Origin of the sequence: Pseudomonas sp. ICMP 8385, assembly GCF_002699915.1 — a bacterium.
Taxonomy (GTDB): Bacteria; Pseudomonadota; Gammaproteobacteria; order Pseudomonadales; family Pseudomonadaceae; genus Aquipseudomonas; species Aquipseudomonas gessardii.
Map to the genome: position 1 here is coordinate 38889 of NZ_LKBY01000096.1, position 17543 is coordinate 56431.

Consider the following 17543-nt stretch of genomic DNA (forward strand, 5'->3'; position numbering starts at 1 on the left):
CCCCCCTACTCGTGGATCACCTGCCGTTGATACTGCGGATCAGCCTTGATCTGCTGTTCGGTAAACGGCAACGGGCTGAGTTTTTTCGCGGAAAACGCCAGGGTCTGGTCCTTGAAGTACGGCGATGCCGGATCGCTGGACAGTGAGAACGCCAACACCCCTTCGGCCTTGGGCCCCTGATCGTCGAAGGTGACGATCTGCAAGTAACTGCTGCCGCTGACCACCTCACGCTTGCCATCGGCCCTCGGCACGCTTTGCATGGCGTTGTAGATCCCCAGTTCCTGCGGGCCGCCATGCATCGGGGTGCTGCCCGAGACCTGGATATCGCCCCAACGCGCACCCTCCGGCAACCCCAGCTCGCTCACCTGGGCGATTGACGCCAGCATCGCCTCACGCAATGCCCCGGCCACCTCCGGCTGCTCGATAAGCAAGCCGCGCGGGGTGGTTTGCGCATGATCCGGGTCAAACGCAACACGCCACACCTGCGGCACGTGCTGCATGCGCGCCATGATCTGGATGAAATGCACCAGGCCCAGGCCGCTGTCGAGGTTGGCTTTCTGGTCCCAGTCCTTGAGGCGGGTACACAGGGTTGTCAGCGCTGCATCCGTCTGTTGCGCGCAAAACCTGAGCAAGTCCGGCATCACCTGCCCGGCCAGGTACACCTGGTTATCCAGCACCATGTGCTGTAAATCGCCGACGGTGATCGGCTGCTTATCCAGGTCCTGCAAACGCTGCAAGGCAAAACGCGCACGGGCGCCCAGGGCGATGCGGTCCTGGCTGACCACCGGCGAAAAGCCGGCCAGCGGCGCCTTGGGGTTGGCCATCCAGGCCGAGTCGTTGGAATGCTGCACATAGTCCTTGCGCTGCAACTGCGGCAGTTGCTCAGCGGCGAAGATCCCCGGCTGTGCGGCACGCGGGTCGATATCCCAGGCACAGGCACTGTGGGCACCGTCAAGCATGATCATCTGCAGGCCGGCACGCGGGTCACTGCATTGCGCGAGCTTTTGCGCACTGACGTTCGGCACCACCGACAGGTTCATATACAGGCTCTGCCCCTGGTCATCCGCCGCCAGGGTATTGACCCACGGAATGCCCTGCAGGACCTGCACCGAGGTTTGCAGGTCCTTGAGGCTGCGGGCCTGGTTCATCGCATACCACTGGTGCAACACGCGGTCGTTGCCCAGGTTGGCGTCGCGCAGGCTGAAGGCGTACTGCCCGTTCCAGTCGAGCTTGCCCGGCCATTGCACCACCGGGCCGAACTGCGAACTGTAGACCGTTTGGGTGTGGGGCTCGGCACCCTTGACCTGCACGGTTACCTGGCTTTTCTGCATGGGGATCGACTTGCCGTCGAGCAAATAGCGGGTTGAATCCTTCGGGTCCAGGGTCAAGCGATACAGGGTGAAGTGCTTGGATGTATCGACCGTATGGGTCCAGGCCACATGCTGGTTGAAACCGATATTGACCACCGGCAGGCCCGGCAAGGCGGCGCCCATCACATCCAACTGACCAGGGATGGTCAGGTGCATCTGGTAAAAGCGCATGCCGCCGATCCACGGGAAATGCGGGTTGGCCAATAACATGCCGCGCCCGTTGAACGAACGCTCGCTGCCCACCGCCACCGCGTTGCTGCCACGATCCAGGGCAAAGCGCTGCTGCTTCAAGGTGGCGACCTCAAACGCTCGCGCATTGCCCTGCACCGCCACGCCGGGCTGGGGCGGTGTCGCTCCCGCCAAGGCCTCGGCAAATTGCCCGACACCGCCTTCCACCAGCAAGCGTCGGGTCAGCTTGACCAGGTCATCGGTGCTGATCGGCCGCACCCAGGCGCCCTGGCACTGCATCGGCAGGCCCTTGGCCCCGCGCTCTTGCAGGTAACGGTTGTACCCCGCCACATAGCCTTCGAGGCGCTGCTGCATCGCTGGGGGCTGCGCCTTCCAGAAGGCCGCCACCGCGTCGGGGGTATTGAGCCAGGTAAAGAACACATCGCTGGTCAGGTTGTTGCGCTCCTCCAGGGTCGCCTGCTCGGCGCCGAAATAGCGGGCGCGCTGACCGTTGACCGTCACCACTTCGTTGGCCAACAAACACAGGTTGTCTTGCGCGTAGGCATAGCCGATGCCATAGCCCAGGCCGCGCTCATCGTTGGCGCGGATATGCGGGATACCAAACCCGGTGCGGCGGATCTCGGCGCTCATTGCACCGGCCTGTACTTCGCTCGCCTGGCGGGCCGTCGCCCCCAGGCTCACCCCCAGCAACACACCCGCCACGCAAACCCTGGACAACCCGTTGGAAATAATCACGCAGACCCCATCGTCAAACCAAATTAAACGCCCAAGGCGAGGCCGGCTCGCGAACACCAACCCATGGGTAAAGACGTAGAAAATCGGAGAAATTTAGTCCGCCCGCAGACTATTCCCAGGTGTCAGGCATGTGACAAACCCGATACTGACAAAATTTATACCCTTGGGACTTCATGATTTGCGCCGCTCATACGTCTTATTAACTAAGAGCGCCATCGTTTTCCTGATCAAGGCTCTGATAAGGAGTTTTTGCATGTACAACCCGCAACTGCCCACGGATGGACATTCTATGGCACACGACGCCGCTTACGGCGCGGCCCCCGAGCAGCAAGGCAACCAACGCATCCGCCATCTGCTCAAGTGTTTTGGGTTGCGCACCAGCCTGATCCGGCTGAAAGTCATCGACGCCCTGCTCACCGCCGCCGACAACGGCCGCTCGCTGGGGGTACGGGGTGTGCACAGCCATTTGCTGGAACTGGGCATCCCGCTATCGTTTCTCAGTGTGCGCGAGGTACTCAAGCGCCTGTGCAGCGAGGGGGTGATCATCCTCAACAGCGATAAAAGCTACAGCCTCCATGAAGAGGCTGCCAAGGTCCTGACCGACGTCACAGGTTAGGCTTGACCTTGCGGCGCATGATGCCGTTGATCACCACCACAATCACCGCCACGGCAATGGCGATGTACTGGAACGTCTTCTCACTGATGGTGCCGATGTTCTGCAAGTAGGACAGGCCAAACATCGTGCCGAGGACGACCAGGGAAATCAGAATCGAGTAAATCAAGCGTTGCTTCTGGGTCATGATGGGTTCCTGAAACCTGAAGATTGTATCTGGGGCGTATCAGGGGCGCATGTTACAGGCGATCAAACACTTTGGCACCCACACACAACCCATTGTAGGCGCGAGCTCGCTCGCGCCTACAGGGCCAGGTTATTGGTCCTTGAACTGCGGCGCACGCTTGGCCACGAACGCCGCCATGCCTTCCTTCTGATCCTGGGTCGCGAAGGCCGCGTGGAACACCCGGCGTTCAAAGCGCACACCTTCCGACAGGCTGACCTCAAAGGCGCGGTTCACGCTTTCCTTGACCATCATACTGATCGGCACCGATTTGCTGGCAATCAGCGCCGCCACCTTGAGCGCTTCGTCCAGCAACTCGTCGGCCGGCACGATCCGCGCCACGATGCCACAACGCTCGGCCTCCACCGCATCGATAAAACGCCCAGTCAGGCACATTTCCATGGCCTTGGCCTTGCCCACCGCACGGGTCAGGCGCTGGGTGCCGCCCATGCCCGGCAGTACGCCCAGGTTGACTTCCGGCTGGCCGAACTTGGCCGTGTCGCCGGCCAGGATAAAGTCGCACATCAACGCCAGTTCACAGCCGCCGCCCAGGGCAAAGCCGTTGACCGCCGCGATGATCGGCTTGCGCCGGTTGGCCACGCGATCACTGTCGCTGAACAGGTCGTCGAGGTAGATCTGCGGGTAGGTCAGCTCGGCCATTTCCTTGATATCGGCGCCGGCGGCAAAGGCTTTCTTCGAGCCGGTCAACACAATGCAGCCGATCTCGGGGTTGGCTTCCAGGCTGTCCAGGGCCTGGTTCACTTCGCTGACCAATTGCGCGTTCAAGGCATTCAGCGCCTGCGGGCGATTGAGGGTAATCAGCCCGACACGGCCTTGAACGTCGAGCAAAATGGTTTCGTAACTCATCGATCCGTTCCTCTTCAAAGATTGCGCGAAATGACCATGCGCTGAATATCACTGGTGCCTTCATAGATCTGGCAGACCCGCACATCACGGTAGATCCGCTCCAGCGGGAAGTCGCTCAGGTAACCGTATCCGCCCAGGGTTTGCAAGGCGGCAGAACAGACTTTCTCGGCCATTTCCGAGGCGAACAGCTTGGCCATGGACGCTTCCACCAGCGCCGGCTGGCCGCTGTCGCGCAGGGCCGCTGCGTAATGCACCATCTGCCGGGCCACGGCGATCTGGGTGGCCATGTCTGCCAGGCGGAAGGCCACGGCCTGGTGCTCGATCAGCGGCTTGCCGAAGCTTTCCCGCTCGCGGGCGTAATCACGGGCCGCTTCAAACGCGGCGCGGGCCATGCCCACCGATTGCGCGGCAATGCCCACACGCCCGCCCTCAAGGTTAGCCAGGGCGATTTTGTAGCCTTCGCCCTCCTCGCCCAGGCGGTTGGCGACGGGCACCTTCACATCCTCGAAGAGAATCTGGCAGGTGTCGGACGCATGCTGGCCCAGCTTGTCCTCGACCCGCGCCACCTTGTAGCCCGGCGAGTCAGTGGGCACGATAAACGCACTGATCCCACGCTTGCCGGCCGCCGGATCAGTCACCGCAAACACAATCACCACCCCGGCGTTCTGCCCGGAGGTGATGAACTGCTTGCAGCCATTGAGCACGTAGTGCTCGCCCTCAAGGCGCGCGCGGGTCTTCAGGCTGCTGGCATCCGACCCGGCCTGGGGCTCGGTCAGGGCGAACGCGCCGAGCATCGCACCACTGGCCAGGGGCTTGAGGAACTGCTCCTTTTGCAAGTCATTGCCGAACTTGAGGATGGGCACGCAGCCCACCGAGTTATGCACGCTCATGATGGTCGAGCACGCGCCGTCACCGGCCGCGACCTCTTCCAGGGCCATGGCATAGGCCAGGTAGCCGGTGTCGCAGCCACCCCACTGTTCCGGCACAAGCATGCCGAAAAAGCCCAGCTCGGCCATCTCGGCGATAGCCTCCCTGGGGAAGCGATGCTCGCGGTCCCACCCGGCGGCGAACGGCTTGAGCCGTTCCTGGGCAAACTGGCGGGCCGCGTCGCTGATTTGCAGTTGTTCGTCATTGGGCAACATAAAAACTCCTTAATCCAGGCACTCGACGGCCATGGCCGTGGCTTCGCCGCCGCCGATGCAGATGGCCGCGACACCGCGCTTGAGGCCCCGCTGGCGCAGGGCCGAGAGCAGGGTCACGAGGATCCGCGCACCGGATGCGCCAATCGGGTGCCCCAGGGCACAGGCGCCGCCATGGACGTTGACCTTGTCGTGGGGAATGTCCAGCTTGCTCATGGTCACCAGGCTGACCACGGCAAAGGCTTCGTTGATCTCGAACAGGTCGACATCGCCCAGGCTCCAGCCAGTCTTGCTCAACAGCTTGCGGATCGCCCCCACCGGCGCCACCGGGAACAGCCCCGGCTCATCGGCAAAGGCCGCGTGGCCATGGATCACCGCCAGGGGCTTGAGCCCGCGCTGTTGCGCTTGGCTCTGGCGCATCATGAGCAAGGCCGCCGCACCGTCGGAGATCGAGCTGGAGTTGGCCGCCGTCACTGTGCCGCCTTCGCGAAACGCTGGCTTGAGGGTCGCGATCTTATCCAGCTTGGCCTTGGGCGGCTGCTCATCGTCAGTGATGGTCTTTTGTTCCTTGCCCACGGTGACCTGCACCGGGACGATCTCGGCGCTGAAGCGCCCGGCACTGATCGCCTGCTGGGCGCGGGTCAACGAGGCAATGGCAAAGGCATCCTGGGCCTCACGACTAAAGCCGTTGGCCTCGGCGCAATCCTCGGCAAAGGTGCCCATCAGGCGGCCCTTGTCGTAGGCGTCTTCCAGGCCATCGAGGAACATATGGTCAAGCACCCGGCCATGGCCCATGCGGTAGCCGCTGCGCGCCCGGTCGAGCAGGTAAGGCGCGTTGGACATGCTCTCCATGCCGCCGGCGATCACCACCTGCACGCTGCCGGCCAGCAGCGAGTCATGGGCCAGAATCGCCGCTTGCATGCCCGAACCGCACATTTTGTTGAGGGTGGTGCAGCGCGTCGACTTGTCCAGGCCGGCGCCCAGGGCGGCCTGGCGTGCCGGGGCCTGGCCGAGGCCGGCGGGCAGTACGCAGCCGAACAACACTTCATCCACGGCGTCGTGGGCGATACCGGCGCGCTCGACAGCCGCGCGAATCGCGGCGGCGCCCAGTTGCGGCGCGGTCAGGCCCTTGAGTTCGCCCTGGAACCCGCCCATGGGCGTGCGCACGGCACTGACGATAACAATCGGATCGTGGAGCTGGGTCATGACAAATCCTCCTTACTTGGCTGCCATGCGCAAGGCACCGTCAAGACGGATCACCTCGCCATTGAGCATGCTGTTTTCAATGATATGCCGGGCCAGCGCGGCGTACTCGGCCGGTTTGCCCAGGCGTGGCGGGAACGGCACGCCTGCCGCCAGGGAGTCGCGGACCTGCGGGGTCATGCCAGCCATCATTGGCGTTTCAAAGATGCCCGGGGCGATGGTCATCACGCGGATACCGAAGCGCGCCAGCTCACGGGCGGCCGGCAGGGTCAGGCTGGCAATCGCGCCCTTGGACGCCGCGTAGGCGGCCTGGCCGACCTGGCCGTCGAAGGCCGCCACCGAAGCGGTGTTGATGATCACCCCGCGCTCACCATCGGCATCCGCCGTGCTTTCGGCAATCGCCGCTGCGGCCAGGCGCAGCAGGTTGAAGCTGCCGACCAGGTTGACGTTGATCACCTGGGCGAAGCTGGCCAGGGCATGGGGCCCGTTCTTACCGAGGATTTTCTCGCCACGCACCACGCCCGCGCAGTTGACCAGGCCATGCAGGCCGCCAAACGCCGCCACAGTGGCCTGTACCGCGGCTTCGGCGGCCGCTTCCTGGCTGATATCCGCCACCACGCTACGCGCCTGTGCCCCCAGTTTTGCCGCCTGGGCCGCCACGGCGTCGGCATTCAGGTCCACCAGCATCACCTTGGCGCCTGCGGCCACCAACATTTCGGCAGTCGCCGCGCCGAGGCCCGAAGCGCCGCCGCTGACCATAAACACCTTGTTTTCAATCTGCATCGTTGTTTCCTTAAAAGAGGGATCAAGCCGTGGTCGCTGCCTGGACCTTGGCGATTTCCTGGTTACGCAAAATAAAGCGTTGCAGCTTGCCGCTCGGGGTCTTGGGCAAGTCGCTGACAAATTCGATTTCCCGTGGGTAGGCATGGGCCGCCAGGCGCTTGCGCACATGCTGGCGCAGCTCTTCGGCCAATGCGGCGTCGGCGCGGTACTGGCTGTTGATCACCACAAAGGCCTTGACCAGCTCGGTGCGTTCCGCGTCTGGCTTGCCGACCACGGCCGCTTCGATCACAGCCGGGTGCTCGACCAAGGCGCTTTCCACGTCGAATGGCCCCACGCGGTAGCCAGAGGTGGTGATCACATCATCACTGCGCCCGACAAAGCTGATACTGCCATCGGGGTTCAACTCCACGGTGTCGCCGCTCAAGTAATACTTGCCGACAAAGGCCTTGGTCTTGACCCCTTCGTAGCCGGCGAACCAGCACATGGGTGACTGCTCGCGGTCGATGGCAAGGATGCCGGGCTGGCCGGCGGGTAGTTCCTGATGATTGTCGTCCAGCACCACAATGCGGTGCCCCGGCGAGGCAAAGCCGGCCGAGCCGACATGCACCGGGTGTTCCAAGCCATGGTGGTTGCACAGGACCATGCCCAGCTCGGTCTGACCATAGTGGTCGTGGATGGTCACGCCCAGGTTATCGGCGAACCAGCGGATCACTTCCGGGTTCAGCGGCTCGCCGGCGCTGCTGACAATGCGCAGCCGGCCCTTGATCGAGCGCGCGAACTGCTCGCCACCGGCGATCAGCAGGCGGTAGGCCGTGGGCGAACCGGTCAGGTTGGTGATCCCGTATTTATTGATGACCCGGCAGGTGCTTTCCAGGGTGAACGGACCATCGTAGAAGGTGATCGGATGGCCCATGGACAGCGGCCCGGTCACGCCGAAGTAAATGCCGTAGGCCCAACCCGGATCGGCGACGTTCCAGAACGCGTCTTCGGGGCGCAGGTCCACGGCGTCGCGGGTGTAGCTCTGGAACGCGACCAGGGCCTTGAGCGGCACGGCCAGGGCTTTCGAGGGGCCGGTGGTGCCGGAGGTGAACATCAGCAGGAAGGGATCATCGGCGCCCAGCAGGACCGGCTCGCACACATTGGAATAGTTGGGCAACTCGGCCCAGAAGCTGAAATCGCCACGCACAATGCCTTCGCCCTTGGCACCGGCCACGGTGACGATGGTCGGGCAGTCGGCGACCTCGGCCAGCTTGCTGCGGTTGACCGCGTCGGTCACCACCAGCGCCGCGCCGGAGCTGTTAAGGCGATGCTCGATGGCCTTGGGGCCAAAGGCCGTGAACAGCGGTTGATAGACCGCGCCAATGCGCCAGGTGGCGAGCACCGTCACCAGCAATTCGGCGGTGCGTGGTAACAGGCCGGCCACCTTGTCACCACGCTTGACGCCCTGGGCCAGGAAAAAATTGGCCAAACGTGCCGCCTGGTCCTGCAATTGGCTGAAGGTGACGGTGGCGCTGCCGCCATCCTTGCCCTCCCAGAACAACGCGATGCGCCCCGGCAGCGCGTGCCGGTCGCAGCATTCGACGCAGGCGTTGAGGCCTTGCAGGTGCCCGGCCAGTGCGGCCTCGACGGTTTGCTGGTAGTTGAACTGGGTGGTCGCAGCCAAATAATCGCGCATCGTGGCAAATCCCTCGGTCTTTTGTTGTTTTGGGGGGCGTGCTTTTGCAGGGTGAAGCTGCGCAAATAGTGGCGCCAGAGCCGCGCACGGACAATGGTCAAAGCTTTCAATGTGGCTGACTGGTTTGGCCAATAACGCTTTAGAACAAACGGTTGTGTCATAGAGGCCAACAATCGCCCGGTCAACGCAAGCGATTGGACGCCCCGCCCGCCAGCTTCTAATCTGAGGGCCTGCGCCACCGAAGAAGCCCCTCGATGATTGTTCGCCCCAAACCCAACCTGTTCGCCATCCTGTTCTCCCTCAAGGGCTCGATTGCCAAGCGCATTGCCCTGCGCAGCCTGCTGGTCACGCTGCTGGCCTCGGTGATCGTGCTGGTGGAAACCCTGCACCCGGCCTATTTCTCCAAGGTCAACGCCACGCCGTTCACCCTGCTGGGGCTGTCGCTGTCGATTTTCATGAGTTTTCGCAACAACGCCTGCTACGACCGCTGGTGGGAAGGCCGCAAGCAATTGGGGCAGATGGTCATTGAAGTCCGCTCGCTGATCCGCGAAAGCCACCTCTTCACCCTGCCCGGCGAGCGTGAAGGGCTGTTGCGCGGCCTGTGCGGTTTTGCCCATGGCCTGGTGGCGCGCCTGCGCCTGGAAGACGAGGCCCGGGCCATCCAGCCGTGGATCAGCGTGGAGCCCAGCCACCCGAACCTGCCTGACCGGATCCTGCAAACCCTCGGTGCCCACTGCTCGGACGCCGCGCAACAGGGGCGGATCAGCGACTGGCGCTACACCCAGCTGGAAACCCGCCTGGTGGGCCTGAGCCAGGTGCAGGCCGCGTGCGAGCGGATCAAGAGCACGCCGCTGCCCTTCCCCTACACCTTGCTGCTGCACCGCACCATCTATCTGTTCTGCATCCTGCTGCCGTTTGCCATGGCCGAGCCCCTGGGCTGGCTGACGCCGATTTTCACCGCCATTGTCAGCTACACCTTCTTTGGCCTGGATGAAATCGGCGACGACCTAGAAGACCCCTTTGGCTTCGACGAAAACGACCTGCCGTGCAATGCCATCGTGCGCAGCCTGGAACGGGAGATCCTCGCGGCCCTCGGCGAAACCGCCCTGCCCGCGCCGTTGGCGCCGGTGGACTACGTGCTGACGTGACACAGGTTTGACACTCGCCGGTGTCTGACCGAAGCTGATCACTTTGCACTAGCTGCCCAGCTTTCGGACGCCTGCATGTCAAAGTCACGCCGTTACGCGATCATCGGCCTGAGCGCCCTGTTATTGGTTGTACTGATTTTTTGGTATTTCTCCCGCACCCCCAGCGTGTCCGTGCCGCCGGCGATTGCCCACGGTTACTCCAAGGCCCTGAAACAGGCGCATAACGGCGAACCTGGCGCCGCGCGCGTGCTGTATCAGCAACTGGGCCGGCCGGACCTGTCCGATGTGCGCCGCGCCGCCCTGCATGGCGAGCTGCCCAACTACCCCAGCCCCCAGGCCTTGAAGCTGGCGGACAAGGACTTGAGCCACCCATCGCCGCGGGTGCGCCAGGCGGCCATTGCCAGCATTGTTGGCCTGGTGCCCAGCGGCCAGCGCACCCTGTTGCTGGGCCCCCTGCTCGACGATGACGAGCAAAGTGTACGGTTTGCCGCGGCCAACGCCCTGCTGGGCCTGTCGCCCGACACCCTGGGCCTGTACTTCGGCCCCTTGCAGTTGGTGCTGGATGAATATGCGAAGTACCTCAAGGCCCAGCCCGAAAGCCCCGAAGGCTGGATCCAGCTGGCCCGCCTGTACATCCACAGCGCCCTGCTGCCCGAGGCGCAACATGCCCTGGAACAGGCCTTGCGCCTGGACCCGGAAAACCTCCCGGCCGTGGTAGCGCGCATCGAGCTGCTGGACAAACAGGGCAAGGTCGATGACTCGCGCCAGGTGCTGGCCACCCAGTTGCAGGCCCACCCCGAGTCGGCCTACCTGCAACATGCCCTGGGCATGTGGCTGCTGCACCATGGTGAGCGCGAATACGCCCTGCTGGGCCTGTCCAAGGCCGTGGAGCTGGAACCCGACAACCAGGATTACCGCTACGACCTGGCCACCACCCTGCATGACCAGGAAGAACTGGAAGCCGCCCAGCGCCAGTTGGAAGAAATCGTCCAGCGCCATCCCGCCAACCGCAAGGCGCGGGTCCTGCTGATCAACTATTGGAAGGAAAGCGGCCAGTTGCAGAACGTCCAGGTGTTGTTGGCCCAGTTGGAACAGCAAAACCCGGACGATCCCGCCCTGCAGCAGGGCCTGTGAACCGCGCCAGCCCTTGCACACTGTGCGCTGGATTACACAATTGCCATAAAACGTTGAACCGCCCCACAGCCCAACGGTCAAGTGAATAGGGCGCGCCTTTACCCGGCGCGCCCCTCAACTTATACGTGACCCGAGGGCACTTCTTGTCTACATCCAAAGAGCTGTTCACAGCAAAGGCGGCCACCGGTATCGAAGGTCTTGACGACATTCTTTGCGGGGGCCTCTCGCGTAGCCATCTGTTCCTGCTCGAAGGCGAGCCCGGCACCGGCAAGACCACCGTGGCCCTGCACTTTCTCCAGGCCGGGTCCAAGGCCGGGGAACGATCGCTGTATATCACCCTGTCGGAAACCGAGCGCGAACTGCGCCAGGGCGCCAAGTCCCACGGTTGGGACCTGGATGAGCATATCCATATCTTTGAACTGACCCCGCCGGAAAGCCTGCTCAATGCCGAGCACCAGCAAAGCCTGCTGTACTCCTCCGACCTGGAACTGGGCGAAGCGACCCGGCAGATCTTCGAGGTGGTGGAACGGGTCAAGCCGACCCGCGTGGTGATCGACAGCCTCTCGGAGATCCGCCTGCTGGCGCAAAGCTCGTTGCGCTATCGAAGGCAGATCCTGGCGATCAAGCACTACTTCGTGCGCTACGACGCCACCGTGCTGCTGCTGGACGACCTGACCACCGAATCCCTGGATAAAACCGTGCACAGCGTGGCCCACGGAGTGATCCGCCTGGAAGAACTGACCCCCAACTACGGCGCGGAACGGCGCCGGGTCCGGGTGGTGAAGTACCGTGGCCAGAAGTATCGCGGTGGCTTCCACGACTTCACCATCATGGAGGACGGCGTGCATGTGTTCCCGCGCCTGGTGGCGGCCGAGCATCGCGGCGGCTACAAACGCCAGACCCTGACCAGCGGCATTCGCGAGATGGATGCGCTGCTCGGTGGCGGTATCGAGACCGGTTCCAGCACCCTGATCCTCGGCCCGGCAGGCACCGGCAAGTCGTTGATCTCGATGATCTTCGCCGCCGCAGCAGTGGCCCGTGGCGAAAAAGCCGCGCTGTTTATCTTCGATGAAGAACTGGGCCTGCTGTTCGACCGCATGAAAAACATGGGCATCGACCTGGCCGCCCTGCAAGCCACCGGCAACCTGTTGATCGAGCAGGTAGACGCCGCCGAGCTGTCGCCCGGCGAGTTTTCCCACCGGGTACGGCGCTGCGTCGATGAACGCCAGATCAAGACCGTGGTCATCGACAGCATCAACGGTTACCAGGCGGCCATGCCTGAAGAAAACGCCCTGGTGCTGCATATGCACGAGCTGTTGCTGTACCTCAACCGCCGGGGCGCAGCGACCTTCATGACCGTGGCCCAGCACGGCCTGGTGGGCGACATGCAAGCGCCGGTGGATATCACCTACCTGGCCGACACCGTGATCCTGCTGCGCTACTTCGAGGCCCTGGGCAAGGTGCGGCGGGCCATTTCCATCATCAAGAAACGTACCGGCAGCCATGAATCGACCATTCGCGAATACCGCATCGCCAGCCGTGGCATGACCATCGGCGAACCCCTCGAAGCCTTCCAGGGCGTGCTGCGCGGGGTGCCCACCTACATGGGCGCCGGCAACCCGCTGCTCAAGGATGAAAGCCTGTGATGAGTAGCCTGCCGGCCGTCTCCGAGCGCGCGATCATTCTCGCGCCCCTGGGGCGGGACAGCTCACTGGCCTTGATGATGCTCAACGAGGCAGGTTTCAGCGGGATTGCCACCCCCAACCTGTCAATGCTCTGCAACGAACTGGAACAGGGCGCGGGCCTTTTGATCATCGCCGCCGAAGCGTTGCACGGGGTCGGGTTGGAGCCGCTGCTGGACTATCTGCACCAGCAGCCGGCCTGGTCGGACCTGCCCATCGTGCTGCTGACCCACCATGGTGGCAATGAACAGAACGCGTCTTCACACCTGAGCGCCCGGCTGGGCAACATCACCTTGCTGGAGCGGCCGTTCCACCCGGTGACCCTGATCAGCCTGGTGACCACCGCCCTGCGCGGGCGCCGACGCCAGTACGAAGCCCGCGACCGCCTGATTGACCTGAGCCAAAGCGAACTGCGCCTGCAACGCACCCTGGAAACCCTTGAGCAGCAAGTCGAAGAGCGCACCGCGCAATTGCGCAGCAACGAAGAAGCCTTGCGCCAGTCGCAGAAAATGGAAGCCGTCGGCCAATTGACCGGCGGCATCGCCCATGACTTCAACAACATGCTCACGGGCATTATCGGCAGCCTGGAACTGCTGCGCCGGCGCCTGGCCCGGGGCCGCCTGGATGACCTCGACAGCCTGATCGACCTTGGCGTGACCTCGGCCAACCGCGCTGCCGGCCTGACCCACCGCCTGCTGGCGTTTTCCCGCCGCCAATCGCTGGACTCCAAACCGGTGGAGATCAACCAGTTGGTAGCGTCCATGGGCGAACTGCTGCAACGCAGCCTCAACGAAAGCAGCGTGCTGGAGATGCAACTGAGCGCGCCGCTGTGGACCGCCGAAGCCGACCCCAATCAGCTGGAAAGCGCCCTGCTCAACCTGGCCCTGAATGCCCGGGATGCCATGCCCGACGGCGGGCGGCTGGTGATCGAAACCCGCAACCGCCACCTGGACAACGTGTTTACCGCGGCCTACGGCACCCTGACCCCGGGCGACTACGTGGAGCTGAGCGTCAGCGACACCGGCTGCGGCATGCCGGACACCGTGATCAGCCGGGCCTTCGACCCGTTTTTCACCACCAAGCCCATCGGCCAGGGCACCGGCCTGGGCTTGTCGATGATCTACGGCTTCGCCCGCCAGTCCCATGGCCATGTGACCATCCACAGCGAGGTCGGCAAAGGCACCACGGTGAGCCTGTTCCTGCCAAGGTTTGTCGGTGAAGTCACCGCCGAGGCGCCCCTGGACCCGGCCCTGTTGCCCTTTGCCAATGCCGGAGAGACCGTGCTGATCGTCGAGGACGACCCGGCGGTGCGGGTGCTGGTGAGCCAGGTGCTGAGTGAATTGGGCTATGCCTTTGTCGAAGCTTCGGATGCCGGCAGCGCCTTGCCGATCATCGAGTCCTGCCAGCGCATTGATCTACTGATCAGTGATGTGGGGTTGCCGGGGATGAACGGGCGGCAATTGGCGGAAATCGGCCGGCAGATACGCCCGGACTTGAAAGTGCTGTTTATTACCGGGTATGCCGAGCATGCGGCCGTGCGCGGCGGGTTCCTGGATCCGGGAATGCAGTTGATCACCAAGCCGTTTACCTTCGACCTGTTGACGGCGAAGGTGCGGGAGATGATTGGGGCCTGACGCCTATAAAACGTGCGGGGCACTTCCCGAAAAATGCTCCCGCGTCGCGGCACCGTCAGCGCATCCTGGCGCGAACTTGAAAGCTCAGGCCAATAGCCGCTGGATATGCTCCTGCAGCGTATCCAGATCAAACGGCTTGGCCAGGATCGGTGCATTGCGCGTGATCGGGCTGTTGCAGTCGAGGATCTCCTGGGGATAACCGCTGATAAAGATCACCTTCAACTCTGGGCGCAATTTGATCGCCGGCTCGGCGATCTGCACCCCGGAAATCCCGCCAGGCAGGCGATAGTCAGTCACCATCAGGTCCAGGTGCGGCTTGGAGGCAAGGATTTCAAAGGCCTGCTCGCCGTCAATGGCCTTGAGAACCCGATACCCAAGGCCCGACAGGTATTCGCCCAGCACGAACATGATCGACTCGTCATCCTCGACGATCAGTACAACATCTTGTGCATCTTCACTCATGGGAAGCCTTTGTCCGGTCAATTGCTGCTGATACGACCATGGGGTCACGCAGAGGTTGCGTCAGTGTGACGATTGGTTTCACGCCCCGGCCCCCAAGGGCAGGCACACGCGGAACAATGCGCCCTCGCCTATCCGGCTCTGGACTTCAATTGTGCCGCCATGGGCCGCAACGATCTGCTCGGAAATAAACAGCCCCAGGCCCAGCCCTGCCACGGCATGGTTGGCGGACACGCGCTCGAACTGCTGGAAAATCCGCTTCTGGTTGTCTTCGCTGATACCGATCCCGCGATCCTGCACTTCCACCCTGGCCTCGCCATGTTCGGCGTATACCCGCACCGCCACCGGGCTCTTGGCGCCATAGCGCAGGGCGTTGGTCAGCAGGTTGGACACCACCTGTTCAATGCGGAACTCGTCCCACTTGCCCTCCACCGGCTGTGGCGCATCCAGTTGCACCGACGACTCGGCCGCCGCCACTTGCGGGGCAAAGTTCTCCAGCAGGTTGCGCACCAACTGCGCCAGGTCGAACTGCCCCGGGCGGATCGACAGCTTGCCGGTGCGGATCCGCGACACATCCAGCATGTCTTCGATCAGGCGGATCAGGCTCTGGATCTGCCGCTCATCGCGGTCGACCATGGCGTGCATCTTGTCCAGGGTGAACGCTGCCGCGTTGTCCCGGGCCAGGTGCATCTTGCGCAGCTGGGTCTCCAGGATCAGGCCGTTGAGGGGGGTGCGCACTTCGTGGGCAACGATCGACATAAAGTCATCGCGCATGCGCACCGCCTGCTCCAGTTCCGCCTGGGTCGCCTGCAGGCGGTTGAGCAACAGTTCCTGCTCGCGGCGACTGTGTTCCAGGGCTTCGACCTGCAGCTTCATGGCCTTGCTCTGGCGATACAGGTCGACGAACACATTGACCTTGCTCTTGACCGCATGGATATCCAGCGGCTTGTGCAGGAAGTCCACGGCGCCGCTCTCGTAGCCCTTGAAGGCGTAGTTGAGCTCACGGCCGGCCGCGCTGACAAACACGATGGGAATATTCTTGGTTTTTTCGGTGCCGCGCATCAGCTCGGCCAGTTCAAAGCCATTCATGCCCGGCATCTGCACGTCGAGAATCGCCATGGCGAATTCGTGCTCCAGCAGCAGCGACAAGGCTTCGTCGGCGCTCAATGCCTTATATACATGGCGGTCCTCGCGCTTGATCAGCGCTTCAAGCGCCAGCAGGTTTTCCGGCAGATCGTCGACGATCAGCAGTTTGGCCTGGATAGTACTCAACATGGGGAAGATTCCAGGGAAGCCAGCAAATCGCCAATGTGGCTCAAAGTGAGAATATGGTCAGGTGTATGCAGCGCCAGGGCCGCCTTGGGCATCACGGCCACCTGGGCCTGTGCCGGGTCCTGGACCACGGTGGTGCCGCCGCGCAGCTTGACCTGGGCCAGGCCGCGTGCGCCGTCCTGGTTGGCGCCGGTCAGCAGGATCGCCAGCAGGTTCGGGCCATAGGTGTCGGCGGCCGACTCGAACAGATAATCAATGGCCGGACGGGAGTGATGCACACGCTCCTCCTGGCTCAGGGACAGGCTGCGGTCATGCTCCACCGACAGGTGGTAACCAGGGCCGGCAAAATACAGGGTGCCAGGCTGGATCATTTCCTTGTCCCGCGCTTCCACCACGGTCATGGCCACACGTCGGCCAAACACTTCGGCCAACTGGCTGCGGCGCTCATCCGGCAGGTGCAGCACGACGATGATCGGCAAACGGAAGCCCGGCGCCAGGCCCCCGAAAATACTCAGCAACGCCTCGACCCCACCGGCGGATGCGCCAACGACAATGGCTTGGACACCCGACACACACGCCGGGCTGGCAGCGGCTTGATTCATGATTTGCGGTAGATCCGTTCTTGCTTGACCAAGGGTTCAAACTGCTTGCTGTAAGCGGAAAAATCCAGGGTTTCCTTACTGCCCAGCACCAGGAAGCCGCGATGGCACAGCGACTCGTGGAACAGTCCAAATGCGCGATCCTGCAATTTTTTATTGAAGTAAATCAGTACATTACGACATGAAATTAATTGAGTTTCTGAGAATACACTATCGGTCGCCAGGCTGTGATCGGCGAACGTGACGTTCTCGCGCAGGGTCTTGTCGAAGATCGCGTAATCGTAGGCTGCGGTGTAGTAGTCGGCAAACGAACGCTGCCCCCCGGCCTGCTGGTAGTTGTGGGTGTACGCACGCACGTTCTCCAGGGAAAAGATCCCCTGCTTGGCCTTCTCCAGGGAGTTGGGGTTGATATCGGTGGCGTAGATGATCGTGCGCTCCAGCAAGCCCTCCTCCCGTAGCAGGATGGCCATGGAGTACACCTCTTCCCCGGTGCTGCAACCGGCGATCCAGATCTTGATCGACGGGTAGGTCTTGAGCAGCGGCACCACTTCCTGGCGAATCGCCAAAAAGTGCGACGGGTCGCGAAACATCTCGCTGACCGGAATGGTCAGGAACTGCAACAACTGCATAAACGCCGTGGGATCGTGCAGCACCCGCTCCTGCAAGGCCGAAATGGTCTTGCAGTCGAACTGGCGCAAGGCATGGGCCACACGGCGCTTGATCGAAGCCCCGGAATAGTCGCGAAAGTCATAGCTGTACTTGAGGTAAATCGCCTCGATCAACAAGCGCAGTTCAATATCAGTACTTCGATCCACTTA

General features: G+C 62.8%; 16 protein-coding genes. 5 read left to right on the forward strand and 11 right to left on the reverse strand.

Translation table 11 applies throughout. The features are described from left to right. Positions 1-5: 5 nt before the first annotated feature. Positions 6-2294, reverse strand: a complete 2289-nt coding sequence (pvdQ, locus tag AO268_RS13510; RefSeq protein WP_099168963.1) for a bifunctional acylase PvdQ — start codon at positions 2292-2294, stop codon at positions 6-8. A gap of 253 nt (positions 2295-2547) precedes the next feature. Here pvdQ and AO268_RS13515 point away from each other — a divergent pair, with 253 nt between their 5' ends. Continuing rightward, on the forward strand, positions 2548-2910 hold the full coding sequence (locus tag AO268_RS13515) for a fe2+ zn2+ uptake regulation protein (RefSeq protein WP_076960852.1): 363 nt from the start codon (positions 2548-2550) through the stop codon (positions 2908-2910). Here the strand turns inward: AO268_RS13515 and AO268_RS13520 are convergent. From AO268_RS13520 to AO268_RS13545, 6 genes are all read right to left on the reverse strand, one after another. Further along, positions 2900-3094: a hypothetical protein gene (locus tag AO268_RS13520; RefSeq protein WP_099168964.1), complete on the reverse strand. Its 195-nt coding sequence runs from the start codon at positions 3092-3094 to the stop codon at positions 2900-2902. The genes AO268_RS13515 and AO268_RS13520 overlap by 11 nt on opposite strands. Positions 3095-3223: 129 nt before the next feature. After that, positions 3224-3997 (reverse strand): enoyl-CoA hydratase, encoded by a 774-nt coding sequence (locus AO268_RS13525; protein WP_076960850.1) that lies wholly within the window; start codon positions 3995-3997, stop codon positions 3224-3226. 14 nt (positions 3998-4011) lie between these two features. After that, positions 4012-5139 (reverse strand): acyl-CoA dehydrogenase, encoded by a 1128-nt coding sequence (locus tag AO268_RS13530; protein ID WP_076960849.1) that lies wholly within the window; start codon positions 5137-5139, stop codon positions 4012-4014. A 9-nt stretch (positions 5140-5148) separates the two neighbouring features. Further along, positions 5149-6342: an acetyl-CoA C-acyltransferase gene (locus AO268_RS13535; protein ID WP_099168965.1), complete on the reverse strand. Its 1194-nt coding sequence runs from the start codon at positions 6340-6342 to the stop codon at positions 5149-5151. Between the two features lie 12 nt (positions 6343-6354). Next, positions 6355-7122 carry an SDR family NAD(P)-dependent oxidoreductase gene (locus AO268_RS13540; RefSeq protein ID WP_076960847.1) on the reverse strand — a complete coding sequence of 256 codons (768 nt, stop codon included), beginning with the start codon at positions 7120-7122 and terminating at the stop codon, positions 6355-6357. 22 nt (positions 7123-7144) lie between these two features. Continuing rightward, positions 7145-8797: an AMP-binding protein gene (locus AO268_RS13545; RefSeq protein ID WP_099168966.1), complete on the reverse strand. Its 1653-nt coding sequence runs from the start codon at positions 8795-8797 to the stop codon at positions 7145-7147. 254 nt (positions 8798-9051) lie between these two features. On the opposite strand from AO268_RS13545, the gene AO268_RS13550 reads away from it, so the two are divergent. The 4 genes from AO268_RS13550 (at position 9052) to AO268_RS13565 (ending at position 14395) form a co-directional block, all read left to right on the forward strand. Further along, complete coding sequence (locus AO268_RS13550; RefSeq protein WP_099168967.1) at positions 9052-9945, forward strand: bestrophin family protein; 894 nt, start codon at positions 9052-9054, stop codon at positions 9943-9945. Between the two features lie 75 nt (positions 9946-10020). Further along, a complete protein-coding gene (locus AO268_RS13555; RefSeq protein ID WP_099168968.1) occupies positions 10021-11079 on the forward strand; it encodes a tetratricopeptide repeat protein in 1059 nt (352 codons plus the stop codon). A 143-nt stretch (positions 11080-11222) separates the two neighbouring features. Continuing rightward, entirely contained in the window at positions 11223-12725 is a 1503-nt protein-coding gene (locus AO268_RS13560) for an ATPase domain-containing protein (protein WP_076960843.1), read from the forward strand. Continuing rightward, a complete protein-coding gene (locus AO268_RS13565) occupies positions 12725-14395 on the forward strand; it encodes an ATP-binding protein (RefSeq protein ID WP_076960842.1) in 1671 nt (556 codons plus the stop codon). The genes AO268_RS13560 and AO268_RS13565 overlap by 1 nt, the downstream gene beginning before the upstream one ends. Positions 14396-14479: 84 nt before the next feature. Here AO268_RS13565 and AO268_RS13570 read toward each other — a convergent pair whose 3' ends face one another. The 4 genes from AO268_RS13570 to AO268_RS13585 all read right to left on the reverse strand — a co-directional run bounded on the left by AO268_RS13570 (position 14480) and on the right by AO268_RS13585 (position 17540). After that, complete coding sequence (locus tag AO268_RS13570; protein ID WP_076960841.1) at positions 14480-14857, reverse strand: response regulator; 378 nt, start codon at positions 14855-14857, stop codon at positions 14480-14482. Positions 14858-14935: 78 nt separating this feature from the next. Next, positions 14936-16129, reverse strand: coding sequence for a hybrid sensor histidine kinase/response regulator (locus tag AO268_RS13575; RefSeq protein WP_099168969.1), 1194 nt, complete (start codon positions 16127-16129; stop codon positions 14936-14938). Further along, entirely contained in the window at positions 16123-16728 is a 606-nt protein-coding gene (locus tag AO268_RS13580; protein ID WP_099168970.1) for a chemotaxis protein CheB, read from the reverse strand. The genes AO268_RS13575 and AO268_RS13580 overlap by 7 nt, the downstream gene beginning before the upstream one ends. After that, positions 16725-17540, reverse strand: coding sequence for a CheR family methyltransferase (locus AO268_RS13585; RefSeq protein WP_099168971.1), 816 nt, complete (start codon positions 17538-17540; stop codon positions 16725-16727). The genes AO268_RS13580 and AO268_RS13585 overlap by 4 nt, the downstream gene beginning before the upstream one ends. Positions 17541-17543 lie beyond the last annotated feature (3 nt).